This is a genomic window from Stenotrophobium rhamnosiphilum (assembly GCF_003052265.1).
Classification (GTDB): Bacteria; Pseudomonadota; Gammaproteobacteria; order Nevskiales; family Nevskiaceae; genus Stenotrophobium; species Stenotrophobium rhamnosiphilum.
The window spans coordinates 69017-90826 of record NZ_QANS01000007.1 but is presented as its reverse complement, the minus strand read 5'-3'; the positions used below and the strand labels follow the sequence as shown (position 1 = coordinate 90826).

21 protein-coding genes are annotated in these 21810 nt (G+C 54.9%); 9 read left to right on the top strand and 12 right to left on the bottom strand.

Annotated elements, in window-relative coordinates:
• Positions 1–6: 6 nt before the first annotated feature.
• From CJD38_RS16375 to CJD38_RS16350, 6 genes are all read right to left on the bottom strand, one after another.
• Entirely contained in the window at positions 7–1032 is a 1026-nt protein-coding gene (locus tag CJD38_RS16375; RefSeq protein ID WP_206363044.1) for a helix-turn-helix domain-containing protein, read from the bottom strand.
• Positions 1033–1324: 292 nt separating this feature from the next.
• Positions 1325–2521, bottom strand: a complete 1197-nt coding sequence (locus CJD38_RS16370; protein ID WP_206363043.1) for a CaiB/BaiF CoA transferase family protein — start codon at positions 2519–2521, stop codon at positions 1325–1327.
• A complete protein-coding gene (locus CJD38_RS16365) occupies positions 2518–3684 on the bottom strand; it encodes a CaiB/BaiF CoA transferase family protein (protein WP_107941459.1) in 1167 nt (388 codons plus the stop codon). Before CJD38_RS16365 ends, CJD38_RS16370 begins: the two co-directional genes overlap by 4 nt.
• Positions 3685–3853: 169 nt before the next feature.
• Entirely contained in the window at positions 3854–5932 is a 2079-nt protein-coding gene (locus tag CJD38_RS16360) for a hydantoinase/oxoprolinase family protein (RefSeq protein WP_107941458.1), read from the bottom strand.
• On the bottom strand, positions 5929–7764 hold the full coding sequence (locus CJD38_RS16355) for a hydantoinase B/oxoprolinase family protein (RefSeq protein WP_107941457.1): 1836 nt from the start codon (positions 7762–7764) through the stop codon (positions 5929–5931). Before CJD38_RS16355 ends, CJD38_RS16360 begins: the two co-directional genes overlap by 4 nt.
• A 598-nt stretch (positions 7765–8362) precedes the next feature.
• Entirely contained in the window at positions 8363–8575 is a 213-nt protein-coding gene (locus tag CJD38_RS16350) for a hypothetical protein (RefSeq protein ID WP_107941456.1), read from the bottom strand.
• Positions 8576–8694: 119 nt separating this feature from the next.
• Between CJD38_RS16350 and CJD38_RS16345 the strand changes: the two genes are divergently transcribed.
• The 6 genes from CJD38_RS16345 (at position 8695) to CJD38_RS16320 (ending at position 12910) form a co-directional block, all read left to right on the top strand.
• Positions 8695–9645, top strand: a complete 951-nt coding sequence (locus CJD38_RS16345) for a LysR substrate-binding domain-containing protein (RefSeq protein ID WP_107941455.1) — start codon at positions 8695–8697, stop codon at positions 9643–9645.
• A gap of 31 nt (positions 9646–9676) precedes the next feature.
• A complete protein-coding gene (locus CJD38_RS16340) occupies positions 9677–10360 on the top strand; it encodes a nitroreductase (RefSeq protein WP_107941454.1) in 684 nt (227 codons plus the stop codon).
• Complete coding sequence (locus tag CJD38_RS16335; protein ID WP_206363042.1) at positions 10332–10646, top strand: GIY-YIG nuclease family protein; 315 nt, start codon at positions 10332–10334, stop codon at positions 10644–10646. Before CJD38_RS16340 ends, CJD38_RS16335 begins: the two co-directional genes overlap by 29 nt.
• Positions 10647–10715: 69 nt before the next feature.
• Positions 10716–10994 carry a peptidylprolyl isomerase gene (locus tag CJD38_RS16330; protein ID WP_107941453.1) on the top strand — a complete coding sequence of 93 codons (279 nt, stop codon included), beginning with the start codon at positions 10716–10718 and terminating at the stop codon, positions 10992–10994.
• A gap of 128 nt (positions 10995–11122) precedes the next feature.
• Positions 11123–12328 (top strand): alpha/beta hydrolase family protein, encoded by a 1206-nt coding sequence (locus CJD38_RS16325; protein WP_107941452.1) that lies wholly within the window; start codon positions 11123–11125, stop codon positions 12326–12328.
• Between the two features lie 15 nt (positions 12329–12343).
• Positions 12344–12910, top strand: a complete 567-nt coding sequence (locus CJD38_RS16320) for a DUF2946 family protein (protein WP_107941451.1) — start codon at positions 12344–12346, stop codon at positions 12908–12910.
• A 516-nt stretch (positions 12911–13426) separates the two neighbouring features.
• Here the strand turns inward: CJD38_RS16320 and CJD38_RS16315 are convergent.
• Positions 13427–15352, bottom strand: a complete 1926-nt coding sequence (locus tag CJD38_RS16315; protein WP_107941450.1) for an alkaline phosphatase D family protein — start codon at positions 15350–15352, stop codon at positions 13427–13429.
• A 196-nt stretch (positions 15353–15548) separates the two neighbouring features.
• Between CJD38_RS16315 and CJD38_RS16310 the strand changes: the two genes are divergently transcribed.
• Positions 15549–16076 (top strand): nuclear transport factor 2 family protein, encoded by a 528-nt coding sequence (locus tag CJD38_RS16310; protein ID WP_107941449.1) that lies wholly within the window; start codon positions 15549–15551, stop codon positions 16074–16076.
• Positions 16077–16134: 58 nt separating this feature from the next.
• On the opposite strand, the gene CJD38_RS16305 is transcribed toward CJD38_RS16310, so the two are convergent.
• Positions 16135–16578: a hypothetical protein gene (locus CJD38_RS16305; protein WP_107941448.1), complete on the bottom strand. Its 444-nt coding sequence runs from the start codon at positions 16576–16578 to the stop codon at positions 16135–16137.
• A 410-nt stretch (positions 16579–16988) separates the two neighbouring features.
• Positions 16989–17204 carry a cold-shock protein gene (locus tag CJD38_RS16300; RefSeq protein WP_107941447.1) on the bottom strand — a complete coding sequence of 72 codons (216 nt, stop codon included), beginning with the start codon at positions 17202–17204 and terminating at the stop codon, positions 16989–16991.
• Between the two features lie 260 nt (positions 17205–17464).
• Here CJD38_RS16300 and CJD38_RS16295 point away from each other — a divergent pair, with 260 nt between their 5' ends.
• Complete coding sequence (locus CJD38_RS16295) at positions 17465–17653, top strand: DUF4169 family protein (protein WP_107941446.1); 189 nt, start codon at positions 17465–17467, stop codon at positions 17651–17653.
• 77 nt (positions 17654–17730) lie between these two features.
• Positions 17731–18063, top strand: a complete 333-nt coding sequence (locus CJD38_RS16290; protein WP_146166008.1) for a hypothetical protein — start codon at positions 17731–17733, stop codon at positions 18061–18063.
• Here CJD38_RS16290 and CJD38_RS16285 read toward each other — a convergent pair.
• The 3 genes from CJD38_RS16285 to CJD38_RS16275 form a co-directional block, all read right to left on the bottom strand.
• Complete coding sequence (locus CJD38_RS16285; RefSeq protein ID WP_107941444.1) at positions 18057–18518, bottom strand: HIT family protein; 462 nt, start codon at positions 18516–18518, stop codon at positions 18057–18059. The genes CJD38_RS16290 and CJD38_RS16285 overlap by 7 nt on opposite strands.
• 182 nt (positions 18519–18700) lie before the next feature.
• Positions 18701–20779: a family 2A encapsulin nanocompartment cargo protein cysteine desulfurase gene (locus CJD38_RS16280; protein WP_107941443.1), complete on the bottom strand. Its 2079-nt coding sequence runs from the start codon at positions 20777–20779 to the stop codon at positions 18701–18703.
• Positions 20754–21680 (bottom strand): family 2A encapsulin nanocompartment shell protein, encoded by a 927-nt coding sequence (locus CJD38_RS16275; RefSeq protein WP_107941442.1) that lies wholly within the window; start codon positions 21678–21680, stop codon positions 20754–20756. The genes CJD38_RS16280 and CJD38_RS16275 overlap by 26 nt, the downstream gene beginning before the upstream one ends.
• Positions 21681–21810: the final 130 nt, after the last annotated feature.

Genomic DNA, 21810 nt, shown 5'->3' with positions numbered 1-21810 from the left:
TATTATTTAATGCCGTGACAAACCGCCATCCGCGACGATGGCTTTCTGTTCGCGTAGCGCTTGAGGTGGTGATTGCAATTCAGGCGTCCGATATTGGCGCGGACTAACTCTGAATTTTTGTTTAAACATGCGACTGAAATGCGCTGCGCTTTTGAAGCCAACGCGATATGCGATTTCGCTCACTGATGCTTCGATCGCCTTCGATGAAGAAAGCCATTGCTGCGCAGCCTGCAAACGCTTGTCCCAGATCAAGGTCGAGAATGGCGTGCCATGGAGCTTGAGCAGCAACGACAAATAGCGCGATGAGATTCCGCAGCTTTTGGCGACCGTCGCGATGCTGAGCTTGGGATCTGAAAGGTGAATCTCGATAAAGCGCAGCACATCGCTAAGACGCTTATCAGAAAGTGTTTGACGCTGAGGTGCGCAGGATTCGTGATCTTTGATGGCGTCACTGAGAACGCTCAACGCACTGTCGAGCAAAAGCTGCATGACGTGATCTTTCAACTCACCAGCATCTTCGAAGATGTCGCTGAGAATGCGTTCTGCAATAGCGAACTTTCGCCCACCGGCTGATACGCAAAATCCAGTCTGAATATCTTGTGAAAGCAAACCGCGCAGCACATGCATTGGCACGATCACATGCAACACTTCATGAACAGTGTCATCGCCGGGCTGGCAATCGATGGAGAATGGCGTCATCGACTTGGTGACAAGAAAGTCACCGGGATTGGCAACGCTCTGACCGGTTTGATGCGACACCGATAAACGGCCTCGCTTAACAAACCACAGCACGGCGACATCCGTTGCATCTTCACGAATGTGGGCCCAAGTGCGTTTGAAGTGCAGCGTGGTTTTTGAGCGCAGGCGAATGATGGAGCAAGAGCCCACGGCTTTGCGCTCAGCGCGCACTTCAATCACTGAACCCGGGTCGATTGAATAATCACCCGAGTAGTACTCCCGATTTCTTGGCCCGCGAAAACTATTCTGACAGTCGAGATAATTTCTCTTGTCGAATGTAAATAGCGTTTCCATCAGCTCACCCTCCGGATCATCTTGCTGTCTGTCCCTTGCCACGAAGGCAAGTTCGATCTCTAGCTGAGTTGATCGTATCGGCCTACCTACCCCCAGTCCCCGCAGATAGCGCGGGCATGTCGACATTTGGCGCATCAGCAAAATAGAGGGGTGTACAGAGGGCGGAGGGTGTACCGATTTGACGCGGTTTTGTTATGTGTCATCACCGCGCAGGCGGGGATCCAGTGTTGCTTTTGAATCAAGTACAGCGAGAACTGGATTCCCGCCTACGCGGGAATGACGTCGTATTTGCTTACCGAGTAACGCCCGAATCCGCGAACTGCTTCTGCTGCTCAACAGACAGCCCCAAAAGCTCCCCAAACACATAGGCATTGTGCTCACCCAACTGCGGTGCAGCGTTGGTGATCTCGGCATCTCGCGACATCTTCCATGACGGCCCGATGATGTTCTTGGTTTGGCCCGTCTTATCCGTCACTTCGCGATAGAACCCGCGACTCCACAGGTGCGGATCAGCAACCAAATCAACCGAGCTTTGGCTCTTGGCTGCGGCCACGCCATTCTGCTGCAACAGCTCGACCAATTCGTGCACATCGCGATCTGCAGTCCATGCGGAAACGGCCTGATTCAATGCGGCTTCGTTGGCTTTGCGATGAGCATGCGTGCTGAACAAAGCGTTGTCGGACTGCCCCATCACTTTGGCCATGCTGCGCCAGGCCTCTTCCGAAGAAACAGCGATGCTGAGCCATTCGTTATTTGCGCAGCGATAAACGCCGTGCGGCGCCATCTCAGCGTGCAGGTTGCCGTCGCATTCGTGAACGACACCATTGAGAGAGAAATCCATGATCGTGTCTCCGATCATGCTGGTCATGCTCTCGACAGCAGAGACGTCAATGAACTGGCCTTCTCCCGTTCGGCGACGATGCAACAGCGCCGTAACCGTGGCAAAAGCTGCAGCAGCGCCAAAGGTTGAATCGGCGTAACGAATATTCATCGCACCCGGAGCACTACCTTCGTGACCCACGAGCAAACTCAAGCCGCCCAGCGCAGCAAAACATGGCGCATAGCCGGTCTGATAACTCAGCGGACCTTCGCTGCCATACATGCCCATTGAGACGAAAACGATATCGGGCTTTGCGGCTTTGACGACGTCGTAACCGAGACCCAAACGCTTCACAGCACCAGGGCGGAGATTTTCAACGACTACATCGGATTTACTAAGAAGGTCGAGCACCAACTTGATGCCTTCCGGTTTCTTCATATCCACTTGCACACTGAGCTTCTGCGGATTCACCGCTTGGAAGCCTGGCGCTTTGTTGATGTCTTTGACGCCATACGTGCGAGTGACGTCCAGTGAATCAAGACTTTCGATACGAATCACTTCTGCGCCAAGAAATGCGAGAAGCTTGCCAACATAAGGGCCCGCCCAGACCTTGGTCAGCTCTACGACTCGCACACCTTCAAGCGGACCACCACGCATGCGCTGTGTCACGGCTGCTCTCCTAGGAGCGAAGTGTGCTGACCCAACAATGGCGCAGACATCGTGATCAGCGCTGGTGTCGCACTCAACTTGTAAGGCACGGTTGGGTGCAGCGTTGCGCCCAGCACTGGATGATTCACTTCAGCAAAAAATTTACGGAAAGCATATTGCGGCGAAGCTTTGAGATCTTCTGCGTTATTCACCGCAACTAGAATCAAACCAAGTTTCTGCGCCTCTGCTGCAACCTTCTCTTTCTCCTGCGTCGCGAGCCATTCCGCAATGTACTGCCGGCACAACTTCACACGCTCAGGCGTGCATTCACGTTCAAGCCAACGCTCCGGAAATGTGTTCATCCATTCAGGATCGCCGAGCAATTTTCGCAGACCATCCCAATGCGAAGGCGCGGACATCCATATGTAGGCAAAGCCATCGCGACAACGGAAGATGCCTGCGGGACCAAACAAATCAAATTGCGTGCGATTGGTGCTGACATCCATATCGCCTGCGACCATCTGCCCCAGTACATAGTCGAGACGCGAAGCGAGAACTTGCTGCTTGGAGATGTCGATGAAGCGGCCTCGCTGGGATACTTCACGCTCATACAGCGAGGCGCTGATGCACAGTGCGGCATCCAAACCTGCTTCGTAACTGGTGAGAAAACGTCCTGCACCTTTGAGCGGCGGCATGTCGTCAGGTGAACCGCTTGGCGTGTGATAGCCCAAACCGCTGGCCTGAAACACAGTGAGGTCTTCAGCGTGCAGACGATCTTCTGGTGGTGATTGGCCGAATGACGTAATCGAGCACAACACCAGCTTCGGCCAGTTTTCATCCAGCGTCTCGGGGTCAAGGCCGATACGCTTGAGCCAGCCCGAAGCATGATCATCAATCACGACATCGACATGACTTAGTAATTTTTGCAACGCGACGGAGCCTGCAGCCGTTGTCACATCAAGCGCAACAGAACGCTTGTTGGTGTTGAGGTAAGCGAAGAGTCCACTGCGTTCGTTGTCGTCACCCTTTTCGGAAAATGGACCAAGCTGCCGAGTCGGGCTACCTATGCCCGGCCTCTCTAGCTTGATCACTTCAGCGCCAAAGTCAGACAGGAGCTTGCCGCAGTATTCACCGCTGACGTTCTCTGACAACTCCAGCACTTTGATTCCGCGCATTGCAGACATTCAGCGTTCTCTATTCTTCACGCACTGCGGTTGACTCCTTCTCCCCATGACGATGGGGAGAAGACTGGGATGAGGGGCTTATCACGAAAGGGCGCACCACTTGCCTGCCCCTCACCCCGGCCCTCTCCCCGCATGCGGGGAGAGGGAGTCTCTTTTGAAAGTATTCGGTTTACTTCTTCAGCAGCGTTAACTCGTAATCACCCGCATCATCGACGTGCGCTTTCCAGCCCGGATAAACAACAATCGTGGTGAAAGTCTCTTCGATGATGGCCGGGCCAGTCACTTCGTAACCGGGCTTAAGATCCTTGCCATAGAAAATCGGCGTATCGCTGTAACCCTTACCAAGATTGGCGCGACGCGTCTTTGCAGCCTTACCTGCAACAGCTGGCGCGGTCGTACCCTTAATGATTTTTGGCGACGGCGTTTCGACTGTCGTCACGAGACGAATACCCGTCACCTCTGGCATCTCACCCTCACGCACGTGACCAAACTCTTCCGTGTGACGTTGGTTGAAGGAAGCGATGGCTTGCGCACTCAAGGCTTCGTTGATGAAAGCGAGATCATGCAGACCTGGATTAACCTTCACATCGAAAGCCAATGACCAGTTCTGTCCTGGATAACGCATCTTCATCTGATATTTCGAAGTCACCGTGTTCGCCGGGAACTTGGCGTCAGAGAAATACTTTTCAGCACGTGCTTCGAGTTCGCTCCATAGCGAATTCAGTTTCGCGATATCGAGTGCATTGGCGGGTGCGATGTAGGAACGCTCTTCATCGATGCTGGGATTCGCGACCAAGGTGCCGAGCGCCGAGAACGTTGGCGACGCTTTCGGCACCAGTACTTTGTCGATACCCAGATCTTCAGCCTGGACTGCGGCGAAGACTGGGCCGTTGCCGCCGTAAGCGAGCATGACCATATCTTTCGGATCAATTCCCTTGCCCGCGACCGTTCTTTGCACGGCCTGACTCATATTGGCATTCACTACACGCCAGCAATCGAATGCAGCAGCTTCTGCGCTGTATCCCATCTGATCGCCTAATTTCTTGAAGGCTTCCTCAACGCCCGTCTTGCTCAGCGAGAAGCTACCACCTGCAAAACCCGCATCAGCAGAGAGAATGCCGAGCATCAACAGCGCGTCGGTAATTGTGGGCTGTGTACCGCCACGGCCATAGCAAATTGGCCCCGGCTCAGAACCAGCAGAGGCTGGCCCCACTTCGAGTGCGCCATTGTTAACGTGGCAGATGGAGCCGCCACCCGCGCCCAGCGTTTCAACCTTCACCATCGGCACGCCGACGAGATAGCGGTGATGCATGTTCCAACCGACTTCGGCCGGTGCGGCGCCATCAATCACCATCGACATGTCGTATGAGGTGCCGCCCATGTCGACGCAGAGTAGATTCGGATAACCCTTCGCTGCACCAACATGTGCCGAACCAATAACACCACCAGCCGGGCCAGAGGCAAGCACGCGAATCGGTGCGCCTTCAATGTATTCCTTTGTCATCACACCACCGCTGGCCTGCATCACCATCAGCTGATGTTTGTAACCACCGTCTTTGAGGCGAACGACGAGCTTCTCTAGATACGAATTCACGCGCGGCGCAACGTAGGCGTTCACAACCGTCGTGCTGGTGCGATCGTATTCCGGCGCACGCGGCAGTACTTCATGCGAGCAGGAGATCTGTACGCCAGGCATTTCTTCGGCCACGATTTTTGCAACGCGTTTTTCGTGAACGGTGTTCACAAAAGAGAAGATCAAAGAGATCGCAACGGATTCGACGTTCTGTTTCTTGAAGCGGCGGCAGCATTCACGTACTGCAGCTTCGTCTAGCTCTTTATGGACTGTGCCGTTGAACAGGATGCGCTCTGGCACTGTGAGGCGGCGGCGGCGCGGCGTGATTTCCTTGGGCGGCGGCAGACGAACATCCCAGATATCTTCCTTGTAACCGCGACGATATTCGATTTCGTCGCGGAAGCCTTCGGTCGTAATCAGCCCAGTGACAGCGCCATTCATTTCGATCAGCGTGTTGTCGGCAACCGTGGTGCCATGCACGATGGCATCGCACTTATTTAGGAAATCACCGAGCGACAGGCCTTCAATGTCTGCGAGTTTCTTCAGGCCCGTCATCACTCCTATGGAGCGATCTTCCGGCGTGCTCAGATTTTTATGCAGCACCACTTCCGACGACTTCAACAATGCGAAGTCGGTGAACGTGCCGCCAATGTCGATACCTACGCGATAGCTCACTGCTTGCTCCCCGCTGCTGCAGCTTGTTGCGCTGCTTTCATCTGTGTTCTGGCTGCGACGGTGGCCACCACGTCGACTTCAAGGTCGTACTCTTCAAGCGTTCCTTTCAAAACAACGCCGTATCTTTCGCGTGCGGCCTTGAGGCTGACTTTTTCGTCGAGCACATCATCTTTCACCGCTTCTGGATCGCGCAGAATTGCGGAACCAAAACCCCCACCACCGCCGTGCTGATACGCAATGACAGCACCCGCTGGCAGCTGCGCCTGCGTGGTCAGTTCAATTTTTCGTTCGCGTTCGGTGCCGACTTCGAAGTGATTGGAGTAAGGGCCCGCGTCATCGCCACCGCACATGCCGCGCAGCGGATGTTCAGATGAAACCATCCACGCCATCGCCATCGTCGGTTCGAGAATCTGTTTGCTGTTCAAGCTGCCGGGCTGACCGCGCCATTGGCCGGGGCCGCCGGTATCAATCGTCATCTCACGACTGATGTTGATGATTGGGAAACGGCTCTCGGCGTCTTCTGCTTCTGACAACAGGAGATTGCCAAGACCAACGCAAGATGAACCCCAACCATCGAAGTCCTTCACCGCAGACGAATCCATCGAGCGCGCATCGACGCCTTGATCCATCCACATCATGCCGTTCTTATCGAAGCCAATAACGGCGTTCGGCATGCCGATTTTGTAAACCTGTGGCGTCGAACGTTCTGGCACCGCGCTCGCCATCGCAACGCAAATGGCTTCGATGATTTCTACCGCTGGATGGAACGAGCCGAGTGCTGCGGGCTTGTTGATGCCCGGATGCACGATGGTGTTTTCAGGGAGGATGAGTTCTACCGCGTGGAACAAACCTTCGTTCTTAATGATGCCCGGATCAATCATCGACGCGATCTGCACCATCGCGTAGCCACGGCTGTTGGCGAAGGTGTTCCATACGCCGACCAGATTCTGACGGTCATCAGAACCGGTGAGATCGACGGTGAGTTGATCGCCCTTCACCGTGCAGGTCACATGGACTTTGACGTCCTTAGTGCCGAGTGTGTCGTGATCAATCAGTACTTCAGCTTCGTAGGAACCATCCGGCCACTTGGAGATTTCTTCGCGGAAGCGCTTCTCGGTGTGATCGATGTTGTAGTTGACCGCTGCCTTAACAACATCAGCGCCCCACTTGTTGATGACATCTTCGAGCAGCTTCACGCAGTGCTGCACGGCGCCGATCATTGCGGCGAGATCGCCTGCGAATGATGGGAAGCGATTGTTACGTTCGAGTAGCTTGATGACATCGGCGCGCTTCTGGCCGCGATGCACAAGTTTCAAACATGGAATCGCCAAGCCTTCAGTGAAGATGTCCGTCGCGTCGAGCGTAAAGCCGCCGGGCGTTTTACCACCGGTGTCACCTTGATGCGCCTGCAGTGCTTGAATCAGAACGAGCTTGCCGTCTTTATCAAACACTGGCGCATAGACGTTGTAGTCAGGCAAATGTCCGCCGCCGTAATCCGGATCGTTGCCCACGAATACGTCGCCCGGACCCCAATCGTAATCTTTGAAAAATTCGAGGCCGTAACGCACAGCAAGCTGGGAGATGAACACCAGATGTGGCGTGCCGACGGATACGCCAGCGAGACGACCATGCGCATCGATGATGCTGCCGTTGCGCTCGTTCGATTGATTGATGATGGGCGAGGAAGCGGCGCGGCCCAGATGGGTCGCGGCTTCAAAACAAACCGTTTCGAAGGCGCCGCGGATGATGCTCGCGGTCACCGGATCAACAGTCGCTTTGGTTTCCAGCGGCGCGCGTTTGGCGGCCAGCTTTTTATTCAGTTCAAATGACATGGCAGCAGATCTCTATCGTCTTTAAATCACGAAGGGCCAACCGTTTTTCGGATACGCGAGCGCACCGGGAACTGTTTTCCCTATGAAACTAGAGGCGATATTCGAGGAACCGCTACGGGGGTTCTCGGCAGAATCTGCAGGAGTTTGGACAGTGGCTGAGGGTGCTACATGGCCGTTTAGATATTTGGCTCAGGAGGAGAGAGCCCCATCTTTTTGAGAGTTCAGTGGCTGGGGAGAGGCCTCCGCTCCAACGCTTTCTCTTTTGGAGGTGACATCACGGCGCCGACGCCTCCCCTCCTGCGCATTTTTCTTTTTGAGAGTTCAGTGCGTGGGGAGAGGCCTCCGCTCCAGCGCTTTCTCTTTTGGAGGTGACATCACGGCGCCGACGCCTCCCCTCCTGCGCATTTTTCTTTTTGAGAGCTCAGTGAGCGGGGCGAGAACCCCACTCCCGCGCATCCTGCGCCCGTGGGGTACAGGACTTCCTGTCCATAAAAAATCCCCTCAGCTGTTGCCAGGTGAGGGGAAATTGGAGGAGAACTTGCTGCGGGGGACTATCGAGATTGGGGGAATCCGATAGGTACTACATAAACTTGTGCGATTAAGCGGCCTTAGGCAGGTCAACCAGCTGGTTGTTGGCGGCAGCGGCCATAACATCGGTCACGCGGCGTGCAGGCTTGATCAGCGGTTTGCGGCCTAATGCCACGCGCTTCTGGTCAACGATGGAATCGCCCATTTCGAACATAATGACGGCCAGAAGGCTGAGGCTAACGCCGGCCAACGTGATGATTTCAAAGGCAGTGATTAAGGACATGTGAAACTCCAACTTGAATCTAGGGCGCACTTTTTACGCCTATTGTTGCGATGCAGCAATTGATATTTACTTAGAAGTAAGTTTAGATTTTCTAAATAGGACACGTTATCCTATGAGGCATGAACCCCGTCGATTTGCCGCCACTCAATTCCTTACGCGCACTGGAAGCAGTGGCGAGGCATCGCAGCTTTAAGCGTGCAGCGGAAGAATTGTTCGTCACGCCGGCTGCAATCACTCATCAAATCAAGCAACTCGAAGAACGTTTGGGCATGCAGTTGTTCAAGCGCACGAGTCAGCGGATCAGCCTTACTGCTGAAGCCGAAGCCGCACTGCCATTGCTTCAGAAGGGTTTTGCAACGCTTGCACAAGCCGTCGCGGAGTTGCACACGCAGAAGCAAACGCCGCAACTAACCGTCGGCACTTCGCCAACCTTTGCATCGCGCTGGTTGATGCCGCGCCTTCGCGAGTTTTTGCTCGCGCATCCAGGCATTGATGTTCGCGTGTCAGCCAACAGTCGCTCGTCCGAGCCTAGCGAAGGCAAAACGCGGCGCAAAAAAAACACGTCGCGCAATGCAGCGCCCGATATCGATATCCTCTTTACCAGTGAAGAGTTGGCAGGCCCACAAGCACACCGACTTTTTCGTGTTGAAGTTTTGCCCATGTGTAATCCGCAGCTTTTGCTCGGACCGCACCCACTGCAAACACCATCAGACTTACGTCATCAAACGCTTCTACACGGCGATGGTCTCAATGCTGATCGCACAAACTCGACTTGGGCGCGTTGGTTGCGCGATGTCGGCGCAAGCGATGTTGATGCGCGTCGCGGCTTACAGTTTGAGCACTCAACACTAGCGTTAGATGCAGCTGCCGACGGACTGGGCGTGATTCTCGCCTCCCCATTGCTCGCAGCCGCAGAAATGTCAGCAGGCAAAGTGGTCATCGCGATACAGCATCCATTGCTGCTTGAAAATTCTTATTACGTGATCGCTTCTGAAACTGCTTTATCACGACCCGAAGTCTCAGCTTTTCATACATGGCTTCTGGAAAAAGCGCGCACTCACATGGGCTAGCGTGCAACGAATTCTATTTAAGGACCCAACAGTGAACTCCAATACTCTCAGCGTGACGCAAGCGCTCAAGCAACGTACTTCTATTCGCGCGTATCAGTCCAAGCCGGTGCCAGAAGCGCTGGTGCGTGAAGTGCTTGACGCTGCGCGCTGGTCGCCATCCGGTGGCAATCTACAGCCATGGAAAGTGATTGTGGTTTCTGGCGCTGCGCAGCAAGCAGTGATCAGCAAAGCAAAAAATTATCCCGGCATGTTTCCGAATGAAGATGCCGACAAACCGGTGTATCCCGCCAATCTTTGGGAGCCCTACCGCAGCCGCCGCTTCAAGGTTGGCGAAGATATGTACGAGTTGCTCGGCGTTCCGCGTGAGAACAAAGTGGGGCGTCTTACGCAGCTCGCGCGCAACTTTGAATTCTTTGGCGCGCCAGTCGGTATGTTCTTTGTCATTGATACGCGCATGGGTCATGGCCAGTGGGCGCATCTCGGCATGTTCATGCAGTCGCTCGCTCTGGCTGCAACGGAGCGCGGTCTGTCGACTTGCTTTCAGGAGTTCTGGGGCACTCTGCGCACGACGTTGAAAACGCATTTTGCTTTGGGTGAAAACGAATTGATCTACAGCGGCATGGCTTTGGGTTATGCCGATGAATCTGCAAAGGTGAATACGCTGCGCACTGAACGCGCCAGTGTTGATGAGTTCACCACGTTTCACTTCGATTGATCTCGACACGATGAGCAAAGCCGCGTCCAGTTGGTTTGTTTACATGCTGGAGTGCAAGGGCAGCCGCATCTACACCGGCATTACTGTGGATGTCGAAGCGCGTTACGCAAAACACTGCAGCGGCCAAGGTGCCGCGTTTACTCGCATGCACAAACCTGTGCGCGTTGTGGCCGTGATGCCTTGCGCCGATCGCAGTGAAGCCAGCAAGGCCGAAGCGCAACTTAAAAAGCTACTGCGTCCGGCTAAATTGCTCTGGGCAGCCGAATGGCCATGGGTAGGGCCGTAAGGGTATTGAAACTTGGGATGCGGCTGACTATGGTGTTGCCCACTGCATTTTTCGTATTAAGGATTTTTTATGCCGCAAGCCACTGCCCGCCACATCCTCGTTTCGTCTGACGAACTGTGCCGCAAACTGATGACCCAGCTGCGCAACGGCGCGGAGTTTGGTTTGCTCGCCGCACAGAACTCCACCTGCCCGTCTGCTCGCAACGGCGGCAATCTCGGCAGCTTTGAGCCGGGCAAGATGGTGCCAGAGTTTGATCGCGTCGCTTTCACTGCGCCACTGCGCACGGTGCATGGCCCGGTTCACTCACGCTTCGGTTATCACATCATCGAAGTGCTGGAACGCGACTAAGACGCACCCTTCCCGTCTGCGCTCGCAGACGGGAATTTACTAGCTCTCGCCTTCGTCCTCGCTGATATCCTGACGGCCATCAGAACAGAGGCTTAAGACCTCTGACACTTTAGGAAGAGGCAATCCAGATGCGTATTGGCGAGAGTCGCAACTTTGTACTGCGAGTAATATTTTTGAGTTTGGTGACACTGCTCGCCGCCTGCACGAGCAGTTCATCGCCTGATGCTGCGCTCACCGAATGGCCCGCTTTCCGGACCGGTGAAAACCCACCGCCTGCTCCCGCTGAAGTGGAAGCGGTGATCACGAACGTTGATGCACTCGCCGCTGTTCTGCCACTGAACGCAGTCGCGCGCTTGTTTGATCCCGTCGCACTTGGCACAACGATTCGCGACATCACCGACCCTGTGCTGCTCGCCTTCACCGTCCGCGCGACACTCGCGCAGTTGCAAGATGGTTCGCGCATCAATCAGGTCTACAACTGGTACGGCAGCCCTTACTACAACGAAGGCGTTGCGATTGTGCCGGTGACTTTCAAGAATCGTTACGGCACTTCGTTATATGGCGAAATCGTGTTGCCTAAGCGCGGCACTGTGCCGCCGACTGCCGGACCGTTTGCTTCGATCCTTGCCTTGGAAGGCGTGATGACGAATCTGGCGATGTATCGCTGGTGGCATCAGGCTTTTGCGGATGCGGGCTATCTGGTTTTTGCATTCGATTTTGCAGGGCAAGGTCATTCGGGTGATCGCGTTGCCAACGACACCGGCACCAACATCACGGACTCGCAAGACGCACTCACTTATCTGCTGCATGACTCTCCCGTGCGCAGCGTGTTGGACAAGAATCGTACTGGCGTTATCGGCCACAGTCTTGGGGCCATCACAACGTTAGGTCTGCAAGCGGTGGAGCCCCGACTGCACGCAGCCGTCGCTGCTGCGCCAATCAGTGAAGACTCTGCGCCTTTCGACAAAAATCCGATTCCAACGATGATTCAGACCGGCGATCACGATGGCCCTGTTGCGCCGATCCCCTTCGTGAATCCTGCAATCGTGCGTCCCGTTTACGAGAAGCTTTCTGGTGATCGCGCTTTCGTCGTCGCTGAAGCTTCATCGCATGCGCAGTGGACCAACTATCCGCTACTGCCTACGGCGCAGTGGGGTTTCGACATCGCCAAAATTTATTCTGTTGCGTGGATGGACTACCACCTCCAACACGATCCCGTTGCACTGACCACATTGCGTACAGCACATCCGCATCTGTCGTATTTGTGGGATAGCGAAGTGCGTGTGGATGATCAAGTGACGATCATGCGCGGCGCTGGCCCTACGCTGCAGTAGCGTTAGACTAAGCACATGGAAGACTGGGTTTATCGCGCGCTTGCCAAGTGGCCCAATGTGCCGGCCGTGTTCGGCTGGATGGGACTCGATCGTCGAGGCCGCTGGACGATACGCGGCGAAGTCATCACACGACCACAAATCATCGACACCATCAATCGCAACTACGCGGCGGATGAACAAGGCCGTTGGTTTTTTCAGAACGGACCGCAGCGCGGCTATGTGAAGCTGGAATATGCGCCGCTGATTTTGCGCATTGATGGCGATGGAAAATTAATCACTCACACTGAGTTGCTCGTTTTACAAGCGAGTGCAGCGTTTCTAGATGAGCATGGTGCGCTCACGCTTTCTACTGAACATGGGCCTGGCGTGCTCGATGATCAGGATTTGAATTGGGCGTTGGAGCGGCTGCATGTGGATGGTGAGGTTGTTGATGAAGAGCAGCTTGAGGCGGCGCTGAATTTGGATTCTGGGGAGAGTACGGAGTTGCGCTTGTTTGTTGGGGAGCGCGCGGTGAGTGTTACTCGCGTGGATGCTGCGGAGTTGGCTGGGAGGCTTGGGTTTGTTTGTGAGCCGGTGGCGTAGTTTTCACGCTTATTAGCTGGGGCGTACGAGAGAGGGAATCGCTGCACTGCGCGGCCATTTAGGGATGGTAGTGAGCGTGGCGAGAACTCCACTCCTGCGCGCTCTGAAATAGAGGACATCTAGTTCGCTGACCGCGTCGCTCCTGCGCGGCCATTTATTTATGTCTGTTCTTGGGGTGAGAATCCCGTTCCTGCGTGGTCTGTAATAGAGACCAGCGCGTGGGGCGAGAACCCCGCTCCTCGGCATCCTGCCGCCGCGGGGTACAGTACATCCTGTACATAAAAACGGGCGGCCGTCAGGCCGCCCAATAGGATCCGTCTGCACATGGGGGAGCAGGAACGGAATGCCTGAGCTCAGGGAGAAAACAGGCAGCACTTAGGGGTGCGAAGCCATACTCTCACTGCACTTATTGCTTGTGGGCACATGACAGATGAACGGATCAGTTCGACCGATACCGCTCACGAACGGTCTTTCCACGCAGACGAACGGCATTGCCACCCGCCTGCGTAGATAGCGCTACGCAGGCTTCAGAACGCCCTCAGGTGCAGGCACAGCGGTACGCGTGCCGCTGGTAGGCTCTACGCTCAGGCCAAACATCGAGACTTCGTTCAATTGGTCTTGGAATTTGCCGACCAAACCGCTGCTGTCTTCTTGTGCCCAGGCAATCATCTGACGGCCCAACACATCGGGCGAGTTGGGCGTGAGTTTGTCTTGCCACCAATACTCAAACACCGCGCGATCAGCCGCGATGTGGACGATGCCGTAGCCGTGATCGACCCATTCAATGAACTGGCAATTCTTGTTCGCGGTAATCAACGCCAATTCAATCGCACGCGCACCAATCACTGTCGGTGCTGAACCTGGCGGCAGCTTCAACGTATTCGCCACTATTTCATCAGCGCCACCGCGGCCCATTGAGGTGGGCGCGAATTCAACGCCGACGGAAGTTCCACGCAGATTCAATGGCCCCAGATTGCCCGTGCCAATACGACCAAAACCTGCAGGGAAATTGGCAGGCGTTGAGCCTTGACGAAGATTCGGCAAGGGTACGCCCGGCAAGTATTCGCCAATCAGATTCGTATCTTCGATGAGGTCTGAGCCCCAATTGCCGTGGGTATCGCCAGACACAACGATGTTATTTCGCACACGCGTGCTAGCTGAATTACTGCCGCGCAAATATTGGAACCATGCAGCGCGTTCTTCGGTGTAATCCGGCCAGCGCGTGAGGCCGAGCTTCGGTGTTGCAACGCCATCAACAACATCCGGAATATCCGCAGGCGCGAGCCAAGTTTGATTGTTGACGAAGCGCCACGTCACGCCAGCTTGTGACGACTGAAGCATCGTCTTGGTCAGCCATTCGAATTGCGGCCGACCCATCAAACTATTTCCGGAAGACAGATGCGAGCTGTCCATCGTCAATCCATGGCCGGGCAAACCAATCTGCGTATCGATACCGATCACATCCAACATCGGTCCGTAAGGGAGATGACGCCAAACAAGCTTGCTGTCTTGCGGTGCGGGATAGCTGCCGTCGTTGACCAGAATAAATTCACCGGAGCCATCCGCCTTCAAGGGACGCGACGGTGTCCACTCCCAGAAAGCCTGCGTGGTTTGCGCGAGTGTGGTTGTGCTCTTCTCTGCATCGAAGGGCGTCGTTAATTCATTGCCGTAATCTTCATCGATATCGTGGTTATCCCAGACGATGAACCAAGGATGTTGCTGATGCGCACGCATATTGCTCGGCTCTGCGCGATACAGCGCGTAGCGACGACGTAATTCAGTGAGATTTAACCAGTCACGATAATCCGGGTGCGCTGTATCTTTTTTATCGTTACGCGCGCGAACAGTTTCGTCCTCATCAACGAAGTCATAAATGTAATCGCCGCAATGCACCACCAGATCAAGATCATTGCGCTTAGCGATGTGAGCCAGACCACTCCAATAGCTGGACCAGTAACTGGAACACGACAGCACTGCGAAGCGAATTGATTCAACCGCAGTGGCGGGCGCCGTACGTGTGCGACCAACAATCGAAGGAAAGCCAAGCGCCTTGAACTGGTAGTAATAAGTTGTCGCGGGCAATAGGCCGACTACATCGACCTTCACAGTCCAGTCACGATCAGCATTCGTGCTTTGCGAGCCGGATTTCACAACAGTCTTCATCGTCGGATCAGTCGCAACTTTCCAGCTCACAGGAATTGCACTGGCGCTCTGCACGACTTCGGTCACGCGCGTCCAGATAATCACGCGATCTTTCAGTGGATCACCGCTGGCCACACCATGCGCAAACGGCAATGGCGTAATCGTGGGGAAATCAAAATCCTTTGGGACTTCTGGTGGCGTGCCTGATCCATCGCCAACCGCAACAGGATCGCTGCCACAACCCGCCAGCGTCACGCCGACTGCGCCAACGCCGAGAATGAAATCACGTCTTGTTGCCATCCCGCCTCTCCCAAAGCTCATGCTTGTTGCCAATCATTGTTCCGGATTTCGATGTCATTGAAATGAAATCCGGCGGCCGCGCTTTTTACGCTGTGTGCCCTACTCTCGCATTCATTCTACTGGTCCAGTGGGAGTAGATGCGTGTCGTAGATCGCGTGGCACAATCTGGCCACTAAGCATTCAGGGGAGATACAACATGATCAGCAAAGATCAGCTGGAAGCACGCGCAGCGGAAATGCAGGACGCCTTTGTTGAGGCTGCGCGCCGCAACGAGTGGGCATGGATTGCCGATAAGTTCTACGCGCAAAATTGCGAATATGTTTGCGAATACGCCGGCACCATGCATGTGCATGCAAAGAGCCGTGATGAAATCCGCGCCACGCATTACGGTCGCGACATGCTGGTGGGCTGGGAAGGCTGGAGCTTTCCAATTGAGCGATACACCACGCACGGCAATCGCATCATCACGCATTGGTGGAACCGCGGCCCGGGCATGCGTGCCGATGGCAGCTATTTCCAAACGCCGGGCGTGTCGTTTATCACCGTCGGTGACGATGGTTTATTCACTTATCAGCTCGATCTCTTCGATCTCGCGCATCAGATGCGTTTGTGCGATGAACTCGAAGGCGCTGGCCTGCTCTCTGCACAGCTGAAGCAAAGCTGGGTGATTCCGATGAAGCGCAAGCTGATTGCTCAGCTCAGCGAAAATCTACCTGCTGCCTAAATAAAAATGCCCGATCAGCGGATTTGCTGATCGGGCATGTCTTTAATGCATTACTGCATTAACGGCAGTAGCTCGAGCCGTCAGGGTAGTACGTGCAAGTCTGCGGCGTTGCGTAACCGTAGCTCGGCGTACCGTAGTACACCCGCGACGGCGGTGGCGGAGGCGCGTCGTAGTACGTGGTGCTTTCGTAATACGTCGGGCTACTCCCGATCGAGACCACTGCGCCGATCGCGGCCGCGCCTAAGAGCCATGGAAGTACATCTACGCGTCCACCGCTGTGGCCGCCGTAGTAATTTCCATGACCATAATTGCCATGACCACGATTGTCGCCGCGATAGTCGTTTCGCTGACCGCGGTAGGAATTACCGTGGCCACGTCCGTTATCGTGGGAATAACCACCGCGCCCATTTCCGTTGCCGCGATCATCATCGCGAGCTTCTGAAACCAGCGGCAGTGTTGCCAAGGTGAGTGTGAGGGCAGTGCAAATCAGCGTGCGTTTCATGATCCTATCTCCTACACCGATATTCGGCGCTGGTGACCAAGCTACGCTGGGCTGCTGAATTGGAAATGAATGTGGGGGTTTTGAGGGTTGCGAAGGGTAAAGGGGGCTGGAAGCACTACTCCTGCGCGGCCTATTAGTGACCCTGCATTTGGGGAGAGAATCCCGTTCCTGCGCGCTCCTACAAGAGATGACATCTCTGCTCGGGGGCCTCCGCTCTTTCGCGTTCCCATAAGCGATGGCATCTAGACTCCCACCGCGTCGCTCGTGCGCTGACCATTAAATGATGGCATCAAGGCTCCCACCGATCCCGTTCCTGCGCATCCATGCGCCCACGGGATACAGCACATCGTGTGCATAAAAAAACCCCAGCCTAAGCTGGGGTTTAGTTTTGAAACGTTTACAGCTAAGGCTTACAGAGGGCGAATCTGAGTCGCCTGCATGCCCTTAGGGCCGCGAGCTGCTTTGTACTCAACGCGCTGGCCTTCGGCGAGGGTCTTGAAGCCCGTGCCGCCCTGAATTTCTTTGAAATGCGCAAAAAGATCTTCGCCGCCTTCTGAAGGGGTGATGAAGCCGAAGCCTTTAGCGTCGTTGAACCACTTTACTGTGCCGGTCGATACGTCAGACATGAAACTCTCCTACGAAATAAAACATAAATACGGGTTTCCCCGCGTACTGCAAGCGATCAAGAAGGTAGTCTGAAACACGTAACACCGGAAAAACAGCCGGTTTAACGAAACTACAAAAACGTACTCAAACGGATGCGCTTCGCACTTTGCGCCTTATTACAACCGTTTGTCGAGTTTTTCTGATTGTGCAGCACGGCATTTCGCCCCAAATGATCAATACAAAGGCTTAGGATGGGTCTTTCCACGACAGCGCAACGGTCATGAGTAAGGTCGTAAATCTCAATAAAGTACGCAAACTTAAAGCTCGAAAAGATGCTGATCAGCAAGCGGCTGAAAATCGCATAAAGTTCGGCCGTACCAAGGCAAAGAAGCAGTTAGACGCTGCAGAAACTGCTGCTGCGAAGATTAAATTGGATCACTTAAAGCGTGAAACACCAACGCAGGATTAAGCCCTGCTTACGACAGTTGGGTGTACCCTCCAGCAGCGCAATCGTTACTCGCGCTATAAATCATGGAGATCGTCGCTATGAACAGGATTTCACGCCCCTCTGCGCAAATTTTGCGCAAACTAGGTAGCACTACTGCGTTGCTGGTCTGCATGCTATCGCCACTCGCGATGCCCCTTTATGCAGACGACGCAAAGCCCACCGCCACGGAAATCACCAAAGCCCGCGCTGAATGCGCCATGCATAAGCAGAAAGTGCGCGCAGTCGAGAATGCCAACGCCGATGATGCCCAGTTACCTGCGATGCGCCTTGCTTGGGCACAGGCCTGCGGCCGTGCACAGGACCTGATCACCGCTGCTTCTGCCACTCCAGCACCGAAACCACAGCCAGATCCAAACGCAGCGCCTCAGTAGCGTGTTTGAGCACCGATCGCGCCGCGGATCTTCTCTGCGACGCGATCAAGCTCTGCGCGGCGTGCCACAGTCTCGCGGCGCGGAATCGCTAGCGTGGTCACGTGCCAGATCATTCGCGTGATCGTGTGCAGCATGTCGCCGCTGTAACGCGGAATCACGTGGATATGCACGTGCGGCACGCTCTGGCTCGCGTCCTTGCCGTCATTCACCAGCAAGTGCTGTGCGAGGCTGCCTAAGCCCTTCCGCTGTGCCGCCCCGACCTTCTGCACCACTTCCAGCAAGTGCGCGCGCGTTGCAGCGTCGAGGAGATCCAGCGTTGGCACAGAGCGGCGCGGCACCACCAGTGTGTGTCCACGCGTCATCGGGCTGATATCTAGGAATGCGATGCAAATATCGTCCTGATACACAAAGCTGGCTGGAAGTTGTCCGGCAATGATGCGGTCAAAAATTGTCATACGAGCGTTAGCTGTGAATGCGGGAGAAAGTGGCCGCCACCCTAAAGCGAGAAGCCGTAGCGATCAAGGATGTTTTTTATTGTTTGATAATAAACATTTATCAACTTTTTAAAACAAATGCGGCGGGCAAAAAAATAGCGGTGTTAGCTGAGCCAACACCGCCATTCAAACTCCAGCCACATTTAACGCCGCTGACCCACCAAGCGATGCAAAGTAGTAATCAGTCGATCAATCTCTTCATGCGTGTTGTAGAACGCGATGGATGGCCGCACCGTCGCCTCAACACCAAAGCGACGCAGAATTGGCTGCGCGCAGTGATGTCCAGAACGGACAGCAATGCCTTCTTGATTAAGCGCCTTGCCGACTTCTTCAGTCTTGAAGCCATCAAGTACAAACGACATCACACTAGTTTTCTCTTTGGCCGTGCCAATCAAGCGCAGCCCGGGAACGCCACGCAGATGATGCATGCCGTATTCCAGCAACTCGTGCTCGTAACGCGCCACATTCTCCAAGCCAATGCGATCCAGATAATCCAGCGCAGCGCCAAGGCCAACAGCATCGGCAATGTTGCCAGTGCCTGCTTCAAAGCGCGCAGGAGGACCGTGATAGATGGTCTTGTCGAAGGTCACGTCTTCGATCATGTTGCCGCCGCCTTGATACGGCGGCATGTCTTCAAGAATCTCGCGCTTACCGTAGACAACGCCAATGCCCGTCGGCCCAAAAATCTTGTGGCCGGAGAACACGAAGAAGTCAGCATCCAGCGCCTGCACGTTAACGCGCAGATGCGAAACCGATTGCGCGCCATCGATCAAAACTTTTGCGCCGGCACGATGGCCGAGTTCAATAATTTCTTTCACTGGCACGACAGTGCCTAGCGCGTTGGAGACCTGAGTGACAGCAACAATCTTGGTGCGATCGTTCAGCAGCTTTTGATACTCGTCGAGCCGCACTTGCCCAGTATCATCCACCGGAATCACGCGCAGCTTGGCGCCCTTCTCTGCTGCCAGCATCTGCCAAGGAACAATATTGGCGTGATGCTCGAGATTGGAAACGATGATCTCGTCGCCTTCACCAATGTTCTGCCAGCCCCAGCTTTGCGCTACAAGGTTGATGGCCTCGGTCGCGCCGCGTACAAAAATAATTTCTTCTGGAGAACTCGCGCCGATGAAACGCGCGACCTTGTTGCGCGCACCTTCATAAGCATCCGTCGCACGTGCAGCCAACTCATGCGCAGCACGATGAATGTTTGAATTCTCGTGTGCGTAGAAGTGTGCAATGCGATCAATCACCGCCTGCGGTTTCTGCGTCGTTGCAGCGTTGTCAAACCAAACCAACTGACGACCGTTGACGCGTTCTTGCAGAATCGGGAAATCACGACGAATCGCGTGCACATCGAAGATGCCATTCGATGAGAACGAAGGCGTTGCCGCAGGCTCTTCCTTGATCGGAGTCGCAACTGACGGATACGAACTTGATTCACCAACAAAGTAATACGGCGAAGAAGGCGCGGGTGAATTCGGTGGCGTTGGTGCTCCAGCAACCGTCGGAGTCGACGGAGCTGATGGCACAGACGGCGCTGCCGATACAGACGGAGCAATTGGAGCAGCCGGCGCGATAGGCGACGACAACGCTGACAAATCAAAAGGCAGATTCGAACGAGGCACGTCGATGTCTTGCGACTGCCCACGCGCCTGCGGCGCACCATTACCTTCGTTCAAAAAATAGAACGGACTTGCTGGAGCCAATGACGTCGGCGCAGCAGCATTGCCTGAAGGAATCGCTGCATCACTCACCGCTGGTACTGGCGCCACAACGGGCACACCCGCAGCGTAAGCCTCAGGCACGCCCAAGGCTGGGCCGCCACGTGTGATGGCTGGTGAAGTCGTTGTTGTGACTGCATGCGCATCCAGCGATTGCGCCTGCGTTGGCAACACGCGCGGCGTAATCACTGAAGGTGGCGTTGCCAGCGATGCCGCTGCTGGTTGCGACACCGCAACAGGCGGCGAATACGGCAGCGACGTTGCTAGCGGCAATTGATTCGCCTGCGGCAACGTTGGAACGCCGGGCAAGCCCGGCAGTGCAATGCTCACAGGACGCGATGGCGACGCAGGGAATTGCGAATCTAGATTCGTATTGGGAATCCCCGCACCCGGCAACGCAGTAAAAAACTGGTTGGCGAGTGCGGTGAGTGAATCCAAATCCGGAACGCCTGCGAGACCGCTCGCGGCGCTGGGGCTACTTGTAGGTATCTGGGTAGTCATGGAACTTGTTGACTTCCACATCATCCAGCAGAGCGATGGCGTCGTCGGTGAGGACGGCGAGCGAGCAATACAGCGAGATCAGATACGACGCGATGGCGTGCTGATCAATGCCCATCAAACGCACAGACAAACCTGGATTCTGTTCGCCCGGCAAACCAGGCTGGAACAAGCCAACAACACCCTGACGCTTTTCACCAACGCGGATCAGCAAGATTTTCGATTTGCCATCGGCAACCGGAATCTTGTCGCTAGGAATCAGCGGAATACCGCGCCAGGTGAGGAACTGCGCACCAAACAAGCTCACCGTTGGAGGCGGCACGCCACGACGTGTGCATTCGCGACCGAAAGCAGCAATCGCCAAAGGATGCGTGAGGAAGAACGCAGGTTCTTTCCAAACTTTGGTCAGCAGTTCATCGAGATCATCCGGCGTCGGCGCACCAGTCAAGGGCAGAATGCGCTGGCTGTCGGCAACGCTGGCCAGCAAACCGTAGTCCGGGTTGTTGATCAGTTCGCTTTCCTGATGCTCTTTGATCGTTTCGATCGTCAGACGCAGCTGTTCTTTGATCTGATCATGCGGGCTCGAATAAAGATCCGAAACCCGCGTGTGGATGTTGAGCTTGGTCGAAACCGCGTTGAGGAAATATTCGCGTGGTCTTTCTTCGTAGTTAACAAATGAGTCCGGCAACTGACCGTTCTCGCGCACCGTGCAAGCGGTTTTCACATCCGCAGGATTTTTAACTTTGTTGACGCGGTAAATGCCCGCTTCAACCGGTAACCATTGCAGCAGATGTACGAGCCAACGCGGCGTAATAACTGAATATTGCGCAACCGTTTTGGTTGCATTCGCTAATTGCCGTGCTGCTTGGTCGCCCAAGGTTTGTGGGGCTACTTCGTCCGCCATAACGTACTCCGGGTGTTAATTACAAAAATGAATAAGCAAAGCATATTTACTTCTTACGACAACGCTAGCCACAGGCTATCGCCATCAATATCTATGCCAGTAAAAATTCTGTTCCTTTTCTACAGCAGGA

Coding starts and splice junctions, on each gene's coding strand:
- CJD38_RS16345 (WP_107941455.1), top strand. CDS start 8,695: ATGAACCCCGTCGATTTGCCGCCACTCAATTCCTTACGCGCACTGGAA.
- CJD38_RS16325 (WP_107941452.1), top strand. CDS start 11,123: ATGCGTATTGGCGAGAGTCGCAACTTTGTACTGCGAGTAATATTTTTG.
- CJD38_RS16375 (WP_206363044.1), bottom strand. CDS start 1,032: ATGGAAACGCTATTTACATTCGACAAGAGAAATTATCTCGACTGTCAG.
- CJD38_RS16320 (WP_107941451.1), top strand. CDS start 12,344: ATGGAAGACTGGGTTTATCGCGCGCTTGCCAAGTGGCCCAATGTGCCG.
- CJD38_RS16305 (WP_107941448.1), bottom strand. CDS start 16,578: ATGAAACGCACGCTGATTTGCACTGCCCTCACACTCACCTTGGCAACA.
- CJD38_RS16335 (WP_206363042.1), top strand. CDS start 10,332: ATGAGTTCACCACGTTTCACTTCGATTGATCTCGACACGATGAGCAAA.
- CJD38_RS16330 (WP_107941453.1), top strand. CDS start 10,716: ATGCCGCAAGCCACTGCCCGCCACATCCTCGTTTCGTCTGACGAACTG.
- CJD38_RS16310 (WP_107941449.1), top strand. CDS start 15,549: ATGATCAGCAAAGATCAGCTGGAAGCACGCGCAGCGGAAATGCAGGAC.
- CJD38_RS16290 (WP_146166008.1), top strand. CDS start 17,731: ATGAACAGGATTTCACGCCCCTCTGCGCAAATTTTGCGCAAACTAGGT.
- CJD38_RS16365 (WP_107941459.1), bottom strand. CDS start 3,684: ATGTCTGCAATGCGCGGAATCAAAGTGCTGGAGTTGTCAGAGAACGTC.
- CJD38_RS16300 (WP_107941447.1), bottom strand. CDS start 17,204: ATGTCTGACGTATCGACCGGCACAGTAAAGTGGTTCAACGACGCTAAA.
- CJD38_RS16285 (WP_107941444.1), bottom strand. CDS start 18,518: ATGACAATTTTTGACCGCATCATTGCCGGACAACTTCCAGCCAGCTTT.
- CJD38_RS16275 (WP_107941442.1), bottom strand. CDS start 21,680: ATGGCGGACGAAGTAGCCCCACAAACCTTGGGCGACCAAGCAGCACGG.
- CJD38_RS16315 (WP_107941450.1), bottom strand. CDS start 15,352: ATGGCAACAAGACGTGATTTCATTCTCGGCGTTGGCGCAGTCGGCGTG.
- CJD38_RS16350 (WP_107941456.1), bottom strand. CDS start 8,575: ATGTCCTTAATCACTGCCTTTGAAATCATCACGTTGGCCGGCGTTAGC.
- CJD38_RS16280 (WP_107941443.1), bottom strand. CDS start 20,779: ATGACTACCCAGATACCTACAAGTAGCCCCAGCGCCGCGAGCGGTCTC.
- CJD38_RS16355 (WP_107941457.1), bottom strand. CDS start 7,764: ATGTCATTTGAACTGAATAAAAAGCTGGCCGCCAAACGCGCGCCGCTG.
- CJD38_RS16295 (WP_107941446.1), top strand. CDS start 17,465: ATGAGTAAGGTCGTAAATCTCAATAAAGTACGCAAACTTAAAGCTCGA.